Genomic DNA, 17,385 nt, shown 5'->3' on the forward strand with positions numbered 1-17,385 from the left:
AATTAATTTCTTATTATGGTCTTTTTATGAAAAATACAACTGGATTATTGAACTAGTTTTTCTCTAACATTTAAAATTGCAATGAATTTACAACCAATAATAAAAACAACTAAAGAAAAAAAATTAATAGGAATACGAATTTCAATGTCGTTAAATAAACCGAAATACATTGAACTTTGGAGCAGTTTTATGCCTAGAAAAAAAGAAATTAAAAATCAAATTGGTACTAATATTTTTGATCTACAAATTTATAATAGCTCTCATTTTAAAAACTTTAAACCTACTAATATATTTGAAAAATGGGCAGCAATAGAAGTTTCAACTTTTGAAAGTATTCCATTACATATGAAAAGTTTTACTTTAAAAGCTGGGAACTATGCTGTTTTTAATTATAAGGGATTAAATACTGATACCACCGTTTTTGAATATATTTATGGTGAATGGATAGAAAATTCTGAATATGAAATTGATGACAGGCCCCATTTTCAAGTATTAGGACCAAAATATAAAAATAATAATCCCACGTCTGAAGAAGAAATTTGGGTACCTATAAAAAATAGCTAGTTATGCTATAATAGTAAGTTATTTTATTGAATAATTTTCTTGCAAAAACTTCATTCCTTTTTCGCTTTCTAAAATTTCAATGGCTTCATTATAACCTAAATTAAAAATTTCTTCAGAATTTTTTACATAAAAAGTACTATAATTATTTAAGCCTTTTGGTGAAATTAATAAATCACAACCATCAAATTTTGAAAGACACTCGATACCATTTTTTATTTTTAAAGCCCGTTCTACGACATCATAAGAATGTTTAAAATCGCCATTTTTCAATTTATTAAAAGGATTTACATAAACTCCAATTATTTGATCACAAAACTTTGAAATTAAATCAACCGGAAAATTATTTAAGGTACCACCATCTATATAATACTCATTATCAATTTTTACTGGGGTAAATAATCCGGGAAATGCTGCAGAAGCTAAAATAGGTTTGATTAGTTCTCCAGCACTAAATATTTTCAACTCTCCATTTAACAAATTTGTAGCTGTAATATGTAGACTTTTTTTAAGGCTTTTAAAATCATCTTCAGGAAAAAAGGGTGCAAGGCTATCATAAAATTTTTCAGTATCTATAAATCCAGGTTTATTTATCGCGTATTTATTTAATTCAAATAATTGAATGTTATTAAAATAATCTAACATTTCTGCCCAACTACAACCAGATGCATATAATGCACCTACAATTGCTCCTGCGCTTGTACCCGCAATATGTGTGGGATATATATTGTTCTCCTCCAAAGCTTTTATAACTCCTATATGAGCAATTCCCCTAACTCCTCCACCCGAAAGCACTAAACCTATATTCATTATTTGGATATGTTACTTTTAAATTTACCTATAATTTTAAAAGTACAGTATGACTCCCATCATTTTTAATCGCCATAAAAGTGGATTTAAAATGACTTATATCATAACTAAAAAACAACAATTTGGCATACAATATTCAAGCAAGGTTATTAAAATGGGTTCTTAATTATAATTATTTTGGTGGCTCTAACAAATTAAAAAACTGATCTAATTTTGGTAAAATAATAATCTCTGTTCTTCGGTTTATTGCACGCCCTTCAACTGTTTCGTTAGTAGATTTTGGAACGTATTCTGATCTACCTCCAGCTGTCATTCTCATTGGCTGAACTCCAAATTCGGTTTGCATTAAACGTACAATTGAAGTGGCTCTTTTAACGCTTAAATCCCAGTTATCCATCATACATTCCGTATAAATAGGAACGTTATCTGTATGTCCTTCAACTAAAACATCCAGTTCATTATGATCGTTTATAATTTTAGCTATTTTTCCAATAACCTCTTTTGCATTGTTACTAATTTTATAACTACCAGATTTAAATAACATTTTGTCTGAAATTGAAATATACACTACACCTTTTTTCACTTCAATAGTTATATCTTCATCATCAAAATTATCTAAAGATCTTTTTAAATTCATTACTAAAACTAAGTTTAGCGAATCTTTTCGTTGCATTGAAGTGGTAAGGTCTTTTATGTATTTGTTTTGTTCATTTAAAGCTTCTAACGATTTTTTAATACTTTCTGCTCCAGTTTTACTAACTACAGAAAGATCTGAAAGTCGTTCCAATAAATTAGTATTGGTACTTTTAAAGTAGTCTATTTGACTATCTAATTTACTTACTTTGCTTTTTTCATTGGCTAAATTTGTTTCCAAAACCATTTTTTCATTTTTACAAAATGATAAATCGTTTTCAAGTTTTTGTGCTTCATTTTCTAATTCGCTATATTTTTTTTGACTTACACAAGAAGTAAACAGCACAAGAAAAACTAATAATATAAATTTTATTGTTTTCATTTTATTACATTTTAAACTATTACACCTATTATTCTAATACAAAGTGAATTATACTTTTTCATATACAAAATGATTAGCGTCATTTCGGAATATATTTTTTATTTTTAATTCTAATTAAAGGTTAGTTTAAAATTTGAAAACCAACTATACCTGCAATAAAAATAAAACCATATCCTATTAGAACATATTTTTTTAATTCAGAGCTTCCTGTCCAAACTGCAATTCCAATTTTTGCAATTGTATTGGCAAGCGTAGCCAATAAAATGGCATTTTGAGCTGTTAATAATTTAATAGTTGTACCACCTAATTTAGATACTGAAATTGCAATTGCATCAATATCTGTTAAAGCACTTATAGCACTTGAAACATAAAGCCCCTTTGCTCCATAAACACTATTCGCATAACTAACCAATAATAATATTCCTATATAAAAAACACCAAAAAAAACGGCATTTTTTATGTTAAGAGGGTCACCTAAAGACAACTTATCTTTATAAGGTGGTTTTGTTAATTGCTTTTTGTAAAAGAATAAAGTAATTCCAATTGCGGTTAAAAAAATAATTAATAAAGGAATTACCAAATCACTTAACATAGGTTTATTAAAAATATAAACTAATAAAGCAATTCTTAATATCATAATACTGGCTGCAGCAAAAATACCAACCGTAAAATTTTTTGAAAGCTCTGGTGTTTCTTTACTTTTTTTAGAAAACGTATATGTTACAATTGTACTGGATACTAAACCACCTAAAATACTAGTTAATAATATTCCCCTATCGGTTCCTAAAAATTTCATCAAAATATACCCAACAAACCCAATTCCTGAAATTAAAACAATTACCCAACCAATCTCTTTTGGGTTAATTACATTATATGGTCCAAAATAATTACTTGGTAAAAAAGGTAAAATTAAAAGTGCAATTATAACAAAACGAATAAGAGCATAAATCTCTTTTTGTGTTAGTTGCCCTATTATGGTTCTCAGTTTTACTTTAAGAGATAATAATACCACTGTTATTACCGTAAGTGCCAAGCCAGCATTAATGTTTCCAATAAGTATGAATGCTCCAAGTAAAAATGTGACAATAGTTGCAAATTCGGTTGTACCACCAATATTCCCTTTTTGTGAGGTTACCCAATAAGAGATGGCTACCATAAAAACAACGCTTAAAAAACCCGCTATAAAAATCCAGTGAGTAAATGTAATACCTAAAAATGTGGTTAAAAATCCTAACAATGCAACAAGTGTAAAAGTCCTTACACCTGCAAAAATTTCTTCATTTTCTGAATAATGGGAAAATTCACGTTCTAACCCGATTACAAAACCAATACCTGTAGTTACAAGCAATCTTATTAGAAATTCAAGTTCAGAAAGTTTAAAATTTTCTAATTGAATTATAAAACCATCTTCCATTAAATTAGATTTAAACAACAATTAATAAATGGCTTCACATATATTCTGAAAGAAATTTGTAAAATTCTTTTTTAAGATTTGTATACATATTTCTTTGAACCTCCATATGGTTTCTAAATTCGATATGTTTTTTTACTAAATCTTCGTTTAGAACATCCTCTCCTTTTTTGTAATGTGCTGCAATATTGGTTTCATGTAAAAATATTTCATCATGAAATTCATTTATAACCTCTTCCTGTATCATAAACTGGTTTTGATAATGCTCCAATTGAGCCAACATGTTTTTATCTGTCCACCGTTTTACAAGTTCATCTAATCTTTTTTGAAAAGATTTTAATTCATCTTCCCAAAAAAAGAGTTCTCGTCTCCATTGTTTGTGCTCAAAATGCAAATCCGAATTAAAAATAACTGCTGTTTCCATAATAGTTGTTTTTGTTTAAATAATATTCAATCCTTTATATTTAATGGGATGTCTTTAATTCTTTTTCCTAATATTTTTTCAAGATCTTCTAGGTAAACAACCTCTTTTTTCAATAATAACTCAGCTAAAGTTTCCAACTCGCTTTCATGTTCTGTTAGTAAATTTTTTGTTCTTAAATATGCCGAAGTAATTAAATCCTGAACTTCTTTATCTATTAACACTGCCATATTTTCGCTGTATGGTTTTCCTAAAAAACGTTCATTTTCACCTGTTGAATCATAAAAACTCATAGGCCCAAGCTCGTCATTCAAACCATAAAAGGCAACCATATTATAAGCTTGCTTTGTAACTTTTTCTAAATCATCCAATGCACCTGAAGAAACTTCATTAAAAATTAATTCTTCCGCAGCTCTTCCTCCTAAAGAAGCACAAATTTGATCTATAAACTGAGATTTTGTAATAATTTGATGCTCCTCAGGTAAATACCAAGCCGAACCTAATGATTTACCTCTTGGAATTATTGAAACTTTAACCAATGAATCTACATTTTTTAAGTACCAACTTGCTACAGCATGACCGGCCTCATGATGTGCTACAATTTCTTTTTCTTTTGCTGAAATAATTTTACCTTTTCTTTCCAAACCTCCTACTACCCGATCTCTTGCCTCCATAAAATCTTTTTGTTCAACCTCTTCCTTTTTTTTACGTGCTGCAATTAAGGCTGCTTCATTACAAATATTTGCTATATCTGCTCCTGAAAAGCCAGGACTTAATGATGCCAGTAATTCCACATCAACATCTTCAGATTTTTTTATGGGTCTTAAATGAACTCCAAATATTTCTAAACGCTCTTGTTTATTTGGTAATTCTAAATAAATATGTCTGTCAAACCTTCCTGGACGTAATAAAGCTTTATCTAAAATATCGGCTCTATTGGTAGCTGCTAATACTATTACACCTGTATTTGTTCCAAATCCGTCGAGTTCTGTTAATAATTGATTTAAAGTGTTTTCCCGTTCATCATTTGTTTGAAATGAATTTAATTTACTTCGTGAACGCCCAACAGCATCTATTTCATCTATAAAAATGATACTTGGTGCTTTTTCTTTGGCTTGTTTAAAAAGATCTCTTACCCTAGAAGCTCCAACACCAACAAACATTTCCACAAATTCTGACCCTGACAATGAAAAAAATGGAACTTGAGCCTCTCCTGCCACTGCTTTTGCCATTAAGGTTTTACCGGTTCCTGTTGGTCCAACAAGCATAACTCCTTTTGGAATTTTGGCTCCAAGTTTTGTATATGTCTCCGGGTTTTTTAAAAAATCCACAATCTCTTCAACCTCACTTTTGGCTTCTCTTAACCCTGCTACATCTTTAAAAGTTATCGTGCTTTTTGTGTCTTTGTCTATTAATTTTGCAGTGGACTTCCCAAAATTAAACACAGAGCTTCCAACGTTTCCTCTTCCCATTCCGCGAAACATAAGAATCCAAAATAAAATAAGCACTCCAAATGGTAATAACCAAGAAAGAATACTTCCCCAATTTGCTCTGCTCTGATAAGTTATTTCAACTTTTTCCTCTGGTAAAAACCCTTCTTGTACCTGAAATAATTTATTTTCAAAACTCTCAACGGAACCAATTTGTATTACATAATGTGGCCCAATAGTTGACGTAAATGCATTTTTTGAAACTTCAAAATATTTTGGATCAGAAAGCCTCTCGGGTTTAATATAAATTTCAGCAATTTCTTTATTTACAACTACAATTTTAGCAACATCATGCTTACTAAGCATTTTATTTTCAAAATTTAACCAACTTATTTCTTTTGTTTTAATTAATGGGTTTATAAAAATTAATAAAACCATTGATACCAGAAAAAAAATATAAATCCAATATGGTTTAAAACCAATAGGAGGTTTCTTCGGATTTTCATTTTCCGATACATTTTTATTTTTGCTATTTTTAAAATTGCTAATCATTATTTTTCTAAAACCATAAATTGGTTTAATGCTTCTAACGCTTCACAGCCATAAATCACTGAAGCTTCTCCACCCATAAAAATGGCTACCTCAATTGTTTCTAAAATTTCTGAAGTATTCGCTCCAGCAATTAATGCATCATTTACATGAAGTGCAATACAACCCGTACTTCCCATTGAAATAGCAATTCCCAAAGCAATAAGTTCTTTCGATTTTAAAGTTAATGTCCCATCGGTTAAACTTGTTTGTTGAAGATTCTGATACCCGCTAACGGTTGTTGGAATAGCTTCTTCTAATTCATCTAATCCGCGTTTTAAGTCGCTATAATATTTACAATAATCCCTAATCATATCTTACAGTTTTAAATTTTTATTATATCAGTTGGAGTTTCAACCAAAATGGTTTTTTCCCCTCTTAAAGCAATTGGTTGCTTCATGATTTCAGGATTATTTTTAATCATTTTAATCCAGTCTTCAGAAGAAAACTCATGATGTGCAAAATGCGACATATAAGTTGGGTGTCCCTGATTTACTAAATCTTTAATTTCTATTTTTAACCTACCTGCTAATTCTGCAATTTGTGTTCCTGTTAATGGTGTTTTTAAAATATCAATTTCTAAAATTGGTAAACCTTCTGCTTTTGCATATGCCAAGGTTTGTTTTGCTCTTAACGATATTGAGCTGTAAAACAATGTAATCTGTCGTTTTGATGTAGCTATTTCTCCCATGATAATTGTTTTATTTAATTGTATGAGTTTCTAGATGATGACTTAATAATTGCTTTAAACTCTCCAAATAATCCTGTAGCTCTTTTTTATTAATTTCAGGATGATATTTTGAAGGAATTGTTTGCGGATTTTCATCTAAAAACTGATACAATTCCGGGTATTTTTTTTCTATTTTAAAGGTTAGCTCTGTTATTTCTTTAAGTAATTCCTGTAAATTTTTCATAAGATTTAAAGTTTTTTTATTCATACCTTAAAGCATCTATTGGATTTAATTTGGCGGCTTTTCTGGCAGGAAAATACCCAAAAGCAATTCCTACAAAAGCTGCAAATCCAAAACCAATTAGTATCGAATATAGCGCCGTAGGTATATAAAAATTAGTTATTTTATAAATTACGTGATTCCCAATTACACCAAGTAAAACACCAAAAATACCACCTGCCAAACTCAGGGTAACAGCTTCTATTAAAAACTGAGTTAAAATGTCACTTTCACGAGCTCCAATTGCCAAACGGGTTCCAATTTCACGAGTTCGTTCAGTTACGGATACCAGCATAATATTCATAATTCCAATACCCCCAACTAACAATGAAATACTTGCTATTGCACCCAAAAGAATGGTTAAAATACCTGTAATATTTCCCGTTATTTCCTGAAGTTCAATTTGAGTTGTAATTTCAAAGTCATTTTCTTCTCCTTCTAAAATTCTGTGTGTTTCTCTTAGTAATTCTGTAGCCTCAATTTTAGCGTCAGTAATATGGTCTTCACTATTTGCACTAGCCATTATAATATCATAACCTCTTCTATATCCAGATAATCTATTTTGAATAGTTGTATAGGGCGCCAAAATAATATCATCCTGATCTTGTCCCATTGCTCCCTTTCCTTCCTCTTTTAAGAAGCCAACCACCGTAAATGGAATTTTATCTATTCTAATTTGCCTGCCAATTGGATCTAAATCTAAAAACAATTCATCTTTAATAGTCTTACCAATTACACATACTTTTCGAGCTGTTTTTACATCTTCTTCTTTAAAATATTCCCCAGTTAATAAATCTCTACTTAAAATATCAAAATATTGATCTGACACCCCATAAATCGCTATAGATTTATACCCATTTGGGCCTATAGCTTGTGCTACAGACACAACTAAAGGCGATAGTTTTGAAATCCAAACTGAGTTCTTTTGTAACATCTCAAAATCTTTTTTATTGATTGGTTTTCCCATTCTAACATGCGCACCCGCTCGGTGTTCGGTTTTAGTGTAAATCATTAATAAATTAGTACCCAAACCTGATATTTGATCCTGAACCTGTTTGGTGGCTCCTTCTCCTGCTGAAATTGTCATAATAACCGCTCCAACACCTATAATAATACCAAGCATCGTTAATAAACTGCGAGTTCTATTCTTGTAGATCGCTTGAAAAGCCACTTTAAATGTTTTAAATAACTGTCGCATTTCACTTTATTAAGCTGTTAATTCCAAATCTCTTAAAGCACTTTCTTTAGTACTTCTATTTTTAATAATCTCATCAGTTAAAACTCGGCCATCTCTTAAATAAATCATTCGTTTTGCAAATTGTGCAATTTCAGGCTCGTGAGTGATCATTACTATGGTTTTTCCTTTATCATTTAATTCAACAAATAAATCAGCAACATCAATGCTTGCTTTACTATCTAAATTACCCGTAGCTTCATCGGATAGAATTAAAGCTGGATCATTTACCAAGGCTCTTGCAATAGCTACTCTTTGCAGTTCACCTCCTGAAAGTTGGTTCGTTTTATGGTATAATCTATCTCCCAAACCAACTTGTTCCAACGCTTTTTTAGCCAGTTCTTTTGAATCCGAAAACCTTCCTGTTCTATCATAAACCAATGGTAATTCAACATTTTCTATAGCTGTAGTTCTTGATAATAAATTATAGCTTTGAAATATGAATCCAATTTTTTGATTTCTAATATCTGCCAATTCATTTTTATTGAGATTATTTACATGTACACCGTCCAAATAATAATCGCCAGAAGTAGGTTTATCCAAACACCCTAAAATGTTTAAAAATGTTGATTTACCTGATCCAGATGCTCCCATAATCGCTACAAACTCACCTTCTTCAATTAATAAATCTACATCAGTTACAGCATGTACCTCTATTTCACCATTTTTAAATACACGACATACTTTTTTGGTTTCTATTACTTTTTTAAGTGGCATTTTTTCTACTTTTTAGATTTTATACCATTAATTGCTTTTATTTCTTCAGATAATTGAGAACCATCTAGAAATCTTATAATTTGCGACTGCAAGCCAGTTTTTATACCTGTTTCAATAAATTTAAAGTCAAGTTTTCCGTCTGAATTGGTGTAAAAGAAAATATTAATATTGGATGGTAATACTTTTTTAAAATTACCTGGCGTGTATGATTCTTCGTTGTTAATCGAATTTTTAAACTTTTGATACAATGAATCTGAAAGTACACTTTTTGAATTTTCCTCTAAACTTGATTTGATTTCTTTTAACATTACCTCATTTGGTCTAAACCTTAATGCAGAATTATTAATAAGGAATACGTCTTTAGCTGTATTGGTAATAAATTCCAAACTGGTTGTCATACCAGGAAGCAACAATCCTTTTTTATTATCAACATCAACAACTACCTGATAATTAACTACATTGTTTATCTCAATTGGTTGCAACCGTATTTGGCTAACTATGCCATAAAAATCCTTCTCTGAAAAAGTTTGAACTGTAAAGCGTACCCGCATACTATCTCGTATATAGCCAATATCGCTCTCATCTACATCCGCAAGAATTTGCATTTTTGAAAGATCTTCAGCAATTATAAACATTCTTGGAGTTGCAAAAGAAGCAGCAACAGTTTGGCCTTCTTCAACGCTCCGTTCTGTAATTGTACCGTTTATTGGTGAAGTAATACGAGCATAACCAATACTGACTTGTATATTTTTAACAGCGGCCTCAGCTGCTTTATATACGCCTTTGGCTTGATCGTATATATACTTGAAATTGGCTAAATCTTTTTCTGAAATAACATTTTTATCAAACAATCCTAAATTACGTTCATATTCTTTTTTTGAATGCTCTAATTGGGTTTTACTTACAGCCAAATTTGCTTGTGCACTTATTAAGTTGGTATTCAATAATTTTAAATCCATTTCTGCTAACAATTGTCCAGCCTTCACTTCATCATTATAATCAGCATATATTTTTTTGATAGTTCCAGATATTTGTGTTCCAACCTCGACAGTATTGATGGCTTCCAAAGTACCTGTGCTGGATACAATAGCCTCAATTGCTCCTTTCTCCAGTTTTGTATAGGTAAATTCAAGATTTTTGGCTTCTAATTTTGGCTTATAATAAAAATAAACTCCAGCCACAATAATTAATAATCCAATTAGTATCCATCTATATTTTTTCATGTTAATTTTTAATAATAAAAGGTTACAATACCCTAACTATTTGCTAACGTTACTTTTAATCTATAATTAAATGTTCTAATTTTTCACTTTCAATTACATGTTCAGTTACTGCAAAAACTTTCTTTCTATTATCTCTAAAAGTCTTCACAAAACCAGCTAATTTATCCTCTAAAATTTGATGTTCTGTTCTAAATTTATGTGAATCATATTTAAAAGGATCTTCCATTAAACCAGCAAGATGAGAAAGGTGTTTATTAACTTGAAGTAATAAAGTTGAACATAGTTTATCAGTTTCAACAAGGCTTACTTCAATCTCTCTCACTTGATCTATGTTTTCCTTTTTTGAAAGCCAAATAAAATATTTATCAATTAAATGATCTAAGAATTTTAAATCGTCTCTGTAAAATAATAAATCAGATTTCCAGTGTTTTGTAAGCACATATAATTCTTGCCAGTTGGCTTCAAAAATGTAATTACCATTTGGTCTGTTTCTAAAATCGCTCATAATATTCTTATTTTAAAATTATAAAAAAACTCTATTTTAATTAATAAGCTGTCCCTATTACCTGCCCACCTTTTGCAGTTTCACCGCGTTTTATTTTTACTTCTGCAAGTGTTCCTGAAAACGGAGCTGCAACTTCAAAAGAAACTTTATCCGTCTGAACTTCAACCAACAATTCACCTTCTTCAAAAGCTTCACCAGATTCTTTATTCCAAAAAACAATTAAACTTTCTACATCTACTCCCAATTCTTTTGGCAGTATAATTTCTTTGAGATCAGACACAATAAACTTCTTAAACTGTTACTATTTTTAAAACTGCTTCAACTATTTTTTCTGAATTGGGAATTACAAATTTTTCCATCACTCGGCTATAAGGAATTGGCACATCTGGTATTGCCAATCTACCAATTGGTGCATTTAAACTATTAAAACCTTCCGATGCCACAATAGCACTTATTTCAGCAGTTATTCCATATGATAAATAATCTTCATCTACTACCAGTAAATGATGTGTTTTTGCAACTGATTTTAATATGGTTTCCTTATCTATAGGTTTTATAGATCTTAAATCTATAACCTCTGCATCTATTCCTTTTTTTGCTAATTCTTCAGCTGCTTTTAAAGCTTCAACAGTCATCATTTGAGCACCAACAATAGTGATATCTTTTCCTTGTTTAACAACTTTTGCTCTATTTAAAGGAATTGCATATGCGTTTTCAGGAACCTCACCCAAAGAAGCTTCTAATTGATCCATCCAACCAAGCCCTTGAAGTGTTTTATGAAACATAAAAATTACCGGATTGTCATCTCTAATTGCAGAGATTAACATTCCTTTAATGTCATAAGGAAATGTTGGCGCAACCACTTTTAAACCTGGTAAATGACCAAAACTTGCGTATAAAGTTTGAGAATGTTGAGCAGCATCACTATAACCTCCACCCACTGCTGTCATTAAAACAATTGGTAATTTAACCCTTCCACCACTCATATATTGAATTTTTGCCATATGATTGTATATCTGATCCATTGCAACCCCATGAAAATCAACAAACATCAACTCAACTACTGGCCTTAAACCTTCTGCTGCAGCTCCAATAGCTGCTCCAATAAAACCAGTTTCAGAAATTGGTGTATCCATAACTCTTTCTTTTCCAAACATGCTATAAAGCCCGGTTGTTGAACCAAATATTCCACCATATTTTCCAACATCCTCACCCATTATAAATATGCTATCATCAATGGTCATTTCTTGCTCCAAAGCTTGAATCATTGCTTTACTTCCAGTAAGTTTTTTCGTTTTTTCTATTGTTGTTTCCATTTCATTCTATTTTAAAGTTATTTAGTCCCTAAAAAGTACTAACAGAATACATCTCCCAATGCTTCCTCTGGCTTAGGATACTCGCTATGTTTAGCAAACTCATAAGCTTTATCAACTTCTTTAATAATTAAAGAATCAATTGTACTTAACTCTTGAACTGTTATATAGCTTTCTTTTATTAACTTTTTTTTCAATTTTTCAATAGGATCCTTTGCTCTTAAAGCAGCTACCTCATCTTTATTTCTATAAAACTCCGGATCCCCCTGAAAATGACCTAAATAACGATCCGTTTGAATTTCAATAATTGAGGGTCCTTCACCATTTCTTGCTCTATCTATAGCTTCTTTACTATCTCTATACATTTCAATTGGATTATTTTTTTTTACATAATATCCATTTATATCATATGATTTTGCCCTAATACAATTAAAAGGCACACTGGTTGAATCTTTTTTAGCTACTGAAATTCCCCATGAATTATCTTCTACAACAACAATAAGAGGTAATTTCCAAAGAGCTGCCAGATTTAAGGATTCGTGAAAAGCCCCGGTATTAGTAGCTCCATCGCCAATAAATGCAACTGCAACCCAATTTGTATTTCTTTTCTTGTTTGCCAATGCAGCACCTGCAGCATGTGGTATTCCAGCACCTACAATACCTCCACAAGAAAACTTCACATTAGGATCAAACAAGTGCATATGTCCACCTTTACCTTTGCTTAAACCAGTTTTTTTGCCAAAAATTTCTGCAGTCATTTTTTTTAGATCTACTCCTTTAGCAATGGCTTCATGATGTGGTCTATGTGTTGCTGTAACAGTATCATTTTTTGTTAAATGAACAATCATACCAGCAGCTGCAGGCTCTTGTCCGTTAGATAGGTGCATTTCACCAGGAACTGGTCCCGCCCCTATATTAAAAACGGGTTGTTTTCCTTCTAAATATGCTTTTTCCATTCGTTCTTCAAAGTATCGTGAAGTTTTCATAACGCGATACATCCAAAGAAGGTCTTTTTTTCTTATGTTATTCATGATACTAAAATTTATATATAAAATTACTAATGCTTGTAAGGGCAAAAAATGACCACAATCATTAATAAACATTCACTTAATGAGAGATATCATTTAATACTTCTTTATTGATGGATAACTTTATTTTATTAAAAAATGATTCCAATGAAAACTATAATACATGCAACTGATTTTTCTCAAAATGCCATAACTGCATTAAAATATGCGTACGCTTTAAGTAAAAAAATAAATGCTAGTTTATGGGTAATACATATTTTTGATTCTACTAGATTAAGTTCTAATCTAGATGAGCCATATCTTTTTACAAAAGAAGAGTTAAAAGAGCAAAAGGAACTCAAAATCAAAAACTTATGTATTGAACATTTAGAAACTAATTTTGAGAAAAAGAATTTTCAAATTGAAGCTATTGAAAATAGTTCTGTTGTTAATGGAATAATTTCAAAAACAGACGAATTATATGCTTCTTTAATAATTACCGGAATGAAAGGCAAAAGTGATTTGAAAGACTTTCTAATGGGTAATACTACTAAAGTATTAATTGAAAAAGCTCCATGTCCAGTTTTAGCAATTCCAGAAAACGCCTTTCTAAATAACATTGAAACAATTGTTTATGCATCCGATTTTGAACAGGAAGATATTAGTGCAATTTACAGACTTGCAGAAATAGCAAAGATTTTTAAAGCAAAAATTAAAATAATTCATATTTCTACTAAAAAAGAATACAATGCAGAAGAACAAATGCAATGGTTTAAGGAAATATTAGAACAAAAAGTAAGCTATAAAAAAATTGAATATGCTTTATTTTACTCTGATGATATTTTTAATTTTCTAAAAATATATTTAACAGAAGTAAATGCCGATTTAGTTGCTATGCTAGAACGAAAGAAAAAAGGACTTGTTAAAAAATTATTCCATACCGATTTAGTTAAAAAAATGAAAAATCAAAGCAATGTACCTTTAATTAGTTTTAATGAAGTTAATTATTGACGCAAACACAATTAAAAATGAAACTATTCATAAAAAAATTTAGTGAAATAGGTTTAAAAGATTTAGCTATAGTTGGAGGTAAAAATGCTTCATTGGGCGAAATGTATACAAAACTGGTTGGGAAAGGAGTTCATATTCCAAATGGATTTGCAACAACATCTGAAGCATTTTATTCATTTCTTGAAGAAAATAAATTACAAAATAAATTAAATGCTATTTTAAATGAACTAAATAAAAAAGACTATTCCAACTTAAATACAGTTGGGCTAAAAGCTAGAGAACTAATTTTAAATGGTGTTTTTTCTAAAGAGTTTTCAAATTCAATTATTGAGGCTTATAAAATTTTATGCTCTGGAGATTATTTTGAAGTTGCAGTAAGAAGTAGCGCAACAGTTGAAGATCTACCTGAAGCAAGTTTTGCCGGTCAACACGAAACTTTTCTTAATGTTTTAGGAGAAACAGACCTGCTTAAGGCTGTTAAAAATTGTTTTGCTTCATTATATACAAATAGAGCAATAAAATACCGAGAAGATAAAGGATTTAAACATATTAATATTGCCATTTCTGTAGGTATTCAAAAAATGGTTCGTTCAGATAAAGGGTGTTCTGGGGTTGGGTTTACATTAGAACCAGAATCAGGATTTGAAAACATAATTTTACTGTCAGGAGTATGGGGTTTAGGGGAAAATATTGTGCAAGGAATTGTAAATCCAGACGAGTTTTATGTTTTTAAACCAACGCTTAAACAAGGTAAGGATGCAATCATTCAGAAAAAATTGGGTAGTAAAGAAAAAACAATGATTTATTCAGAATCTAATAAACCTATAGCTACCTTAAACGTAGAAACTCCATTATCAAAACAAATTCAATATGTCTTAACTGATGTTGAAATTCATAAACTTGCAAAATGGGCACTTGTAATTGAAGAACATTATAATAAGGCAATGGATATTGAGTGGGCTAAAGATGGTATTACCAACAAATTATATATTACCCAAGCTCGACCAGAAACAGTGCATCAAACCAAGAAGAAAAACATACTTTATGAATATGAACTATTGGAAAAAAGTGAGATTCTTTGTACTGGAAATGCTGTTGGATCTAAAATTATTGTTGGTATAGCAAGAGTTCTAGAATCACCTAAAGAAGCCTATAAACTAAAAAAAGGTGAAATTGTAGTAACCGATACTATTACGCCTGATTGGGATCCAATATTAAAACAATGTGGTGGTATTATAACTAACAAAGGAGGACGAACCAGTCACGCTTCTATTGTAGCAAGAGAACTTGGTGTTCCAGCAATAGTAGGCTGTAATATTGCAACAAAAGTGATAGTTAATGGACATATAATTACTATTTCTTGTGCTCAAGGTAAAACGGGTTTTGTTTATAAAGGGAAACTTTCTTTTGAAAAAAAACAACTTGATTTTACAAATCTTAAAATGCCAAAAACAGAAATGAAACTAATTTTGGCAGATCCGGAAAAAGCATTTCGTTTATCTTCTTACCCAAATAATGGTGTGGGTTTATTACGTATGGAATTTATAATTACACATACTGTAAAAATACATCCAATGGCATTGATAAAATTTAATGAGATTAAAGATACTGTTGTAAAAAGTGAAATTAGAAAACTAACTGCTTTCTATTTAAATAAAGAAGATTATTTTGTTGATCAATTAGCTCAAGGCATCTCTCTTATTACTGCAGCTTTTTATCCTAAAGAAGTAATTGTAAGAACAAGTGATTTTAAAACCAATGAATATGCAAATTTAATTGGAGGTAAACAATTTGAACCTCAGGAAGAAAATCCTATGCTTGGTTTTAGAGGTGCATCCAGATATTATCATGAATTATATAAGGAAGGTTTTGGATTGGAATGCAAAGCGATTAAAAAAGTTAGAGAAACTATGGGATTTACCAATCTTAAAGTAATGATACCTTTTTGCAGAACTGTAGAAGAAGGTAAAAAAGTAATTCAAATTATGGCTAAAAATGGATTGATACAAGGTGAAAATGGATTGGAAATTTACACGATGGTTGAAATTCCAAGCAATGTAATTTTAGCTGAAGACTTTGCCGAAATTTTTGATGGTTTTTCTATAGGTTCTAACGATCTTACGCAACTTACATTAGGAGTTGACAGAGACTCTCAGTTAATGGCCAATCTTTTTGATGAAAATGATAAAGCTGCAAAAAAAATGATTGCAATGGCAATTGAAAAAGCTAATAATACTGGTACAAAAATTGGCTTTTGTGGTCAGGCGCCAAGTGATTTTCCTGAATATGCCAAATTTTTGGTTGAAAAAGGAATTGACAGTATTTCGTTTAATCCAGATGCATTGTTAAAAGGAATTGAAAATACCTATAAAGCAGAAAAACAAAAGTTAGCTATGCAACACTAACTTTTGTTTTAATTCAATTCTTATAATTTTAACTTAATAATTTAACTTAACAATTAAGTTTTCTTTTTCAAGTTGTTTAATTATTCTATCAACATAATCTTTCACTGTTGATGAGATTGTTTGTGGGTTAACAAGATCTAATGCTCCTACCCAAACCAGCGATTTATTTTCAGCTCCGTTAAGGTTATAAATTGAAGTTTCAACATGATAAACATTGTAGGTATCATAATATCTTGGTGTATAATAAATATCTTGATATCTATAATAGTAACGCCCAAAACGAGACCATCTGTAACCTATTGTATAATAACCATCATCATAACCTATTTTTTCATCAACACCCTTAATGGCGGTAATTACAACAGCATCAAATCCATCTTTGGAAATTTCATTTATCATTTCATTTATTTCCGCTTCAGTTTTTTTAGAACTTGTAAAAGTATTGTCTAAAACAGTATTGCTTTCTATTGCATTTATGTTTCTTTGAACAAATGCCTTTTTCAAATCTTCTTCAAAAATTTTACGAGCAGTTAAGTTGTCTGTAATTCCAACCACCAAAACTTTTTCTGGTTTGAATGAAGTTACTTCAGGATTTTTCCAACTATCAACAAATCTAGTTGAAGAACAAGATACCAAAACCAAAAGTCCAATTATTACTATTATTTTTTTCATGATTCAAAATTTTAGTTTAATAAAGTTAGGATACATTGGTTTTAATTGTACTGATTTATATCAATTAGAAAGAATGATTTATATCATTTAAATAATTTAATTCTCAAGAAAA

General features: G+C 30.3%; 19 protein-coding genes. 3 read left to right on the plus strand and 16 right to left on the minus strand.

Annotated elements, in window-relative coordinates; translation table 11 throughout:
• Positions 1-81 precede the first annotated feature (81 nt).
• Positions 82-564 (plus strand): GyrI-like domain-containing protein, encoded by a 483-nt coding sequence (locus CHB63_RS09345; RefSeq protein ID WP_089378208.1) that lies wholly within the window; start codon positions 82-84, stop codon positions 562-564.
• Between the two features lie 18 nt (positions 565-582).
• Here CHB63_RS09345 and CHB63_RS09350 read toward each other — a convergent pair whose 3' ends face one another.
• The 15 genes from CHB63_RS09350 to CHB63_RS09420 form a co-directional block, all read right to left on the minus strand.
• The gene (locus tag CHB63_RS09350; protein ID WP_089378209.1) at positions 583-1,371 is read right to left on the minus strand and encodes a patatin-like phospholipase family protein; all 789 of its coding nucleotides are present in this window, start codon (positions 1,369-1,371) and stop codon (positions 583-585) included.
• A gap of 172 nt (positions 1,372-1,543) precedes the next feature.
• Positions 1,544-2,386, minus strand: a complete 843-nt coding sequence (locus CHB63_RS09355) for an OmpA family protein (protein ID WP_089378210.1) — start codon at positions 2,384-2,386, stop codon at positions 1,544-1,546.
• A gap of 121 nt (positions 2,387-2,507) precedes the next feature.
• Positions 2,508-3,800 (minus strand): MgtC/SapB family protein, encoded by a 1,293-nt coding sequence (locus CHB63_RS09360; RefSeq protein ID WP_089378211.1) that lies wholly within the window; start codon positions 3,798-3,800, stop codon positions 2,508-2,510.
• A 34-nt stretch (positions 3,801-3,834) separates the two neighbouring features.
• The gene (locus CHB63_RS09365) at positions 3,835-4,221 is read right to left on the minus strand and encodes a hypothetical protein (protein ID WP_089378212.1); all 387 of its coding nucleotides are present in this window, start codon (positions 4,219-4,221) and stop codon (positions 3,835-3,837) included.
• Between the two features lie 26 nt (positions 4,222-4,247).
• Complete coding sequence (gene ftsH, locus CHB63_RS09370) at positions 4,248-6,200, minus strand: ATP-dependent zinc metalloprotease FtsH (RefSeq protein WP_089378213.1); 1,953 nt, start codon at positions 6,198-6,200, stop codon at positions 4,248-4,250.
• The gene (locus CHB63_RS09375; RefSeq protein WP_089378214.1) at positions 6,200-6,550 is read right to left on the minus strand and encodes a carboxymuconolactone decarboxylase family protein; all 351 of its coding nucleotides are present in this window, start codon (positions 6,548-6,550) and stop codon (positions 6,200-6,202) included. The genes ftsH and CHB63_RS09375 overlap by 1 nt, the downstream gene beginning before the upstream one ends.
• 11 nt (positions 6,551-6,561) lie before the next feature.
• A complete protein-coding gene (locus CHB63_RS09380) occupies positions 6,562-6,927 on the minus strand; it encodes an arsenate reductase family protein (RefSeq protein WP_089378215.1) in 366 nt (121 codons plus the stop codon).
• A gap of 10 nt (positions 6,928-6,937) precedes the next feature.
• Entirely contained in the window at positions 6,938-7,150 is a 213-nt protein-coding gene (locus CHB63_RS09385; RefSeq protein ID WP_089378545.1) for a hypothetical protein, read from the minus strand.
• 16 nt (positions 7,151-7,166) lie between these two features.
• A complete protein-coding gene (locus CHB63_RS09390; protein WP_089378216.1) occupies positions 7,167-8,384 on the minus strand; it encodes an ABC transporter permease in 1,218 nt (405 codons plus the stop codon).
• 9 nt (positions 8,385-8,393) lie between these two features.
• Positions 8,394-9,137: an ABC transporter ATP-binding protein gene (locus CHB63_RS09395; protein ID WP_089378217.1), complete on the minus strand. Its 744-nt coding sequence runs from the start codon at positions 9,135-9,137 to the stop codon at positions 8,394-8,396.
• A gap of 5 nt (positions 9,138-9,142) precedes the next feature.
• Entirely contained in the window at positions 9,143-10,360 is a 1,218-nt protein-coding gene (locus CHB63_RS09400; protein WP_089378218.1) for an efflux RND transporter periplasmic adaptor subunit, read from the minus strand.
• 55 nt (positions 10,361-10,415) lie between these two features.
• Positions 10,416-10,865 (minus strand): hypothetical protein, encoded by a 450-nt coding sequence (locus CHB63_RS09405; RefSeq protein WP_089378219.1) that lies wholly within the window; start codon positions 10,863-10,865, stop codon positions 10,416-10,418.
• A 40-nt stretch (positions 10,866-10,905) separates the two neighbouring features.
• Positions 10,906-11,145, minus strand: coding sequence for a lipoyl domain-containing protein (locus CHB63_RS09410; RefSeq protein WP_176420323.1), 240 nt, complete (start codon positions 11,143-11,145; stop codon positions 10,906-10,908).
• Positions 11,146-11,155: 10 nt separating this feature from the next.
• Entirely contained in the window at positions 11,156-12,181 is a 1,026-nt protein-coding gene (locus tag CHB63_RS09415) for an alpha-ketoacid dehydrogenase subunit beta (protein WP_176420325.1), read from the minus strand.
• Positions 12,182-12,219: 38 nt separating this feature from the next.
• Positions 12,220-13,209: a thiamine pyrophosphate-dependent dehydrogenase E1 component subunit alpha gene (locus tag CHB63_RS09420; protein WP_089378221.1), complete on the minus strand. Its 990-nt coding sequence runs from the start codon at positions 13,207-13,209 to the stop codon at positions 12,220-12,222.
• Positions 13,210-13,353: 144 nt separating this feature from the next.
• Between CHB63_RS09420 and CHB63_RS09425 the strand changes: the two genes are divergently transcribed.
• Both CHB63_RS09425 and ppsA read left to right on the plus strand, forming a co-directional pair.
• Positions 13,354-14,196 (plus strand): universal stress protein, encoded by an 843-nt coding sequence (locus CHB63_RS09425; RefSeq protein WP_176420327.1) that lies wholly within the window; start codon positions 13,354-13,356, stop codon positions 14,194-14,196.
• A gap of 17 nt (positions 14,197-14,213) precedes the next feature.
• Entirely contained in the window at positions 14,214-16,601 is a 2,388-nt protein-coding gene (gene ppsA, locus CHB63_RS09430; protein WP_089378547.1) for a phosphoenolpyruvate synthase, read from the plus strand.
• Between the two features lie 33 nt (positions 16,602-16,634).
• On the opposite strand, the gene CHB63_RS09435 is transcribed toward ppsA, so the two are convergent.
• Positions 16,635-17,273: a hypothetical protein gene (locus CHB63_RS09435; protein WP_089378223.1), complete on the minus strand. Its 639-nt coding sequence runs from the start codon at positions 17,271-17,273 to the stop codon at positions 16,635-16,637.
• Positions 17,274-17,385: the final 112 nt, after the last annotated feature.

Origin of the sequence: Lutibacter flavus (assembly GCF_900188355.1) — a bacterium.
GTDB lineage: Bacteria > Bacteroidota > Bacteroidia > Flavobacteriales > Flavobacteriaceae > Lutibacter > Lutibacter flavus.

Excerpts from the sequence above, each read along its gene's own strand:
- CHB63_RS09345 (WP_089378208.1), top strand. The coding sequence starts at position 82 with ATGAATTTACAACCAATAATAAAAACAACTAAAGAAAAAAAATTAATA.
- CHB63_RS09350 (WP_089378209.1), bottom strand. The coding sequence starts at position 1,371 with ATGAATATAGGTTTAGTGCTTTCGGGTGGAGGAGTTAGGGGAATTGCT.
- CHB63_RS09355 (WP_089378210.1), bottom strand. The coding sequence starts at position 2,386 with ATGAAAACAATAAAATTTATATTATTAGTTTTTCTTGTGCTGTTTACT.
- CHB63_RS09360 (WP_089378211.1), bottom strand. The coding sequence starts at position 3,800 with ATGGAAGATGGTTTTATAATTCAATTAGAAAATTTTAAACTTTCTGAA.
- CHB63_RS09365 (WP_089378212.1), bottom strand. The coding sequence starts at position 4,221 with ATGGAAACAGCAGTTATTTTTAATTCGGATTTGCATTTTGAGCACAAA.
- ftsH (WP_089378213.1), bottom strand. The coding sequence starts at position 6,200 with ATGATTAGCAATTTTAAAAATAGCAAAAATAAAAATGTATCGGAAAAT.
- CHB63_RS09375 (WP_089378214.1), bottom strand. The coding sequence starts at position 6,550 with ATGATTAGGGATTATTGTAAATATTATAGCGACTTAAAACGCGGATTA.
- CHB63_RS09380 (WP_089378215.1), bottom strand. The coding sequence starts at position 6,927 with ATGGGAGAAATAGCTACATCAAAACGACAGATTACATTGTTTTACAGC.
- CHB63_RS09385 (WP_089378545.1), bottom strand. The coding sequence starts at position 7,150 with ATGAAAAATTTACAGGAATTACTTAAAGAAATAACAGAGCTAACCTTT.
- CHB63_RS09390 (WP_089378216.1), bottom strand. The coding sequence starts at position 8,384 with ATGCGACAGTTATTTAAAACATTTAAAGTGGCTTTTCAAGCGATCTAC.
- CHB63_RS09395 (WP_089378217.1), bottom strand. The coding sequence starts at position 9,137 with ATGCCACTTAAAAAAGTAATAGAAACCAAAAAAGTATGTCGTGTATTT.
- CHB63_RS09400 (WP_089378218.1), bottom strand. The coding sequence starts at position 10,360 with ATGAAAAAATATAGATGGATACTAATTGGATTATTAATTATTGTGGCT.
- CHB63_RS09405 (WP_089378219.1), bottom strand. The coding sequence starts at position 10,865 with ATGAGCGATTTTAGAAACAGACCAAATGGTAATTACATTTTTGAAGCC.
- CHB63_RS09415 (WP_176420325.1), bottom strand. The coding sequence starts at position 12,181 with ATGGAAACAACAATAGAAAAAACGAAAAAACTTACTGGAAGTAAAGCA.
- CHB63_RS09420 (WP_089378221.1), bottom strand. The coding sequence starts at position 13,209 with ATGAATAACATAAGAAAAAAAGACCTTCTTTGGATGTATCGCGTTATG.
- CHB63_RS09425 (WP_176420327.1), top strand. The coding sequence starts at position 13,354 with ATGAAAACTATAATACATGCAACTGATTTTTCTCAAAATGCCATAACT.
- ppsA (WP_089378547.1), top strand. The coding sequence starts at position 14,214 with ATGAAACTATTCATAAAAAAATTTAGTGAAATAGGTTTAAAAGATTTA.
- CHB63_RS09435 (WP_089378223.1), bottom strand. The coding sequence starts at position 17,273 with ATGAAAAAAATAATAGTAATAATTGGACTTTTGGTTTTGGTATCTTGT.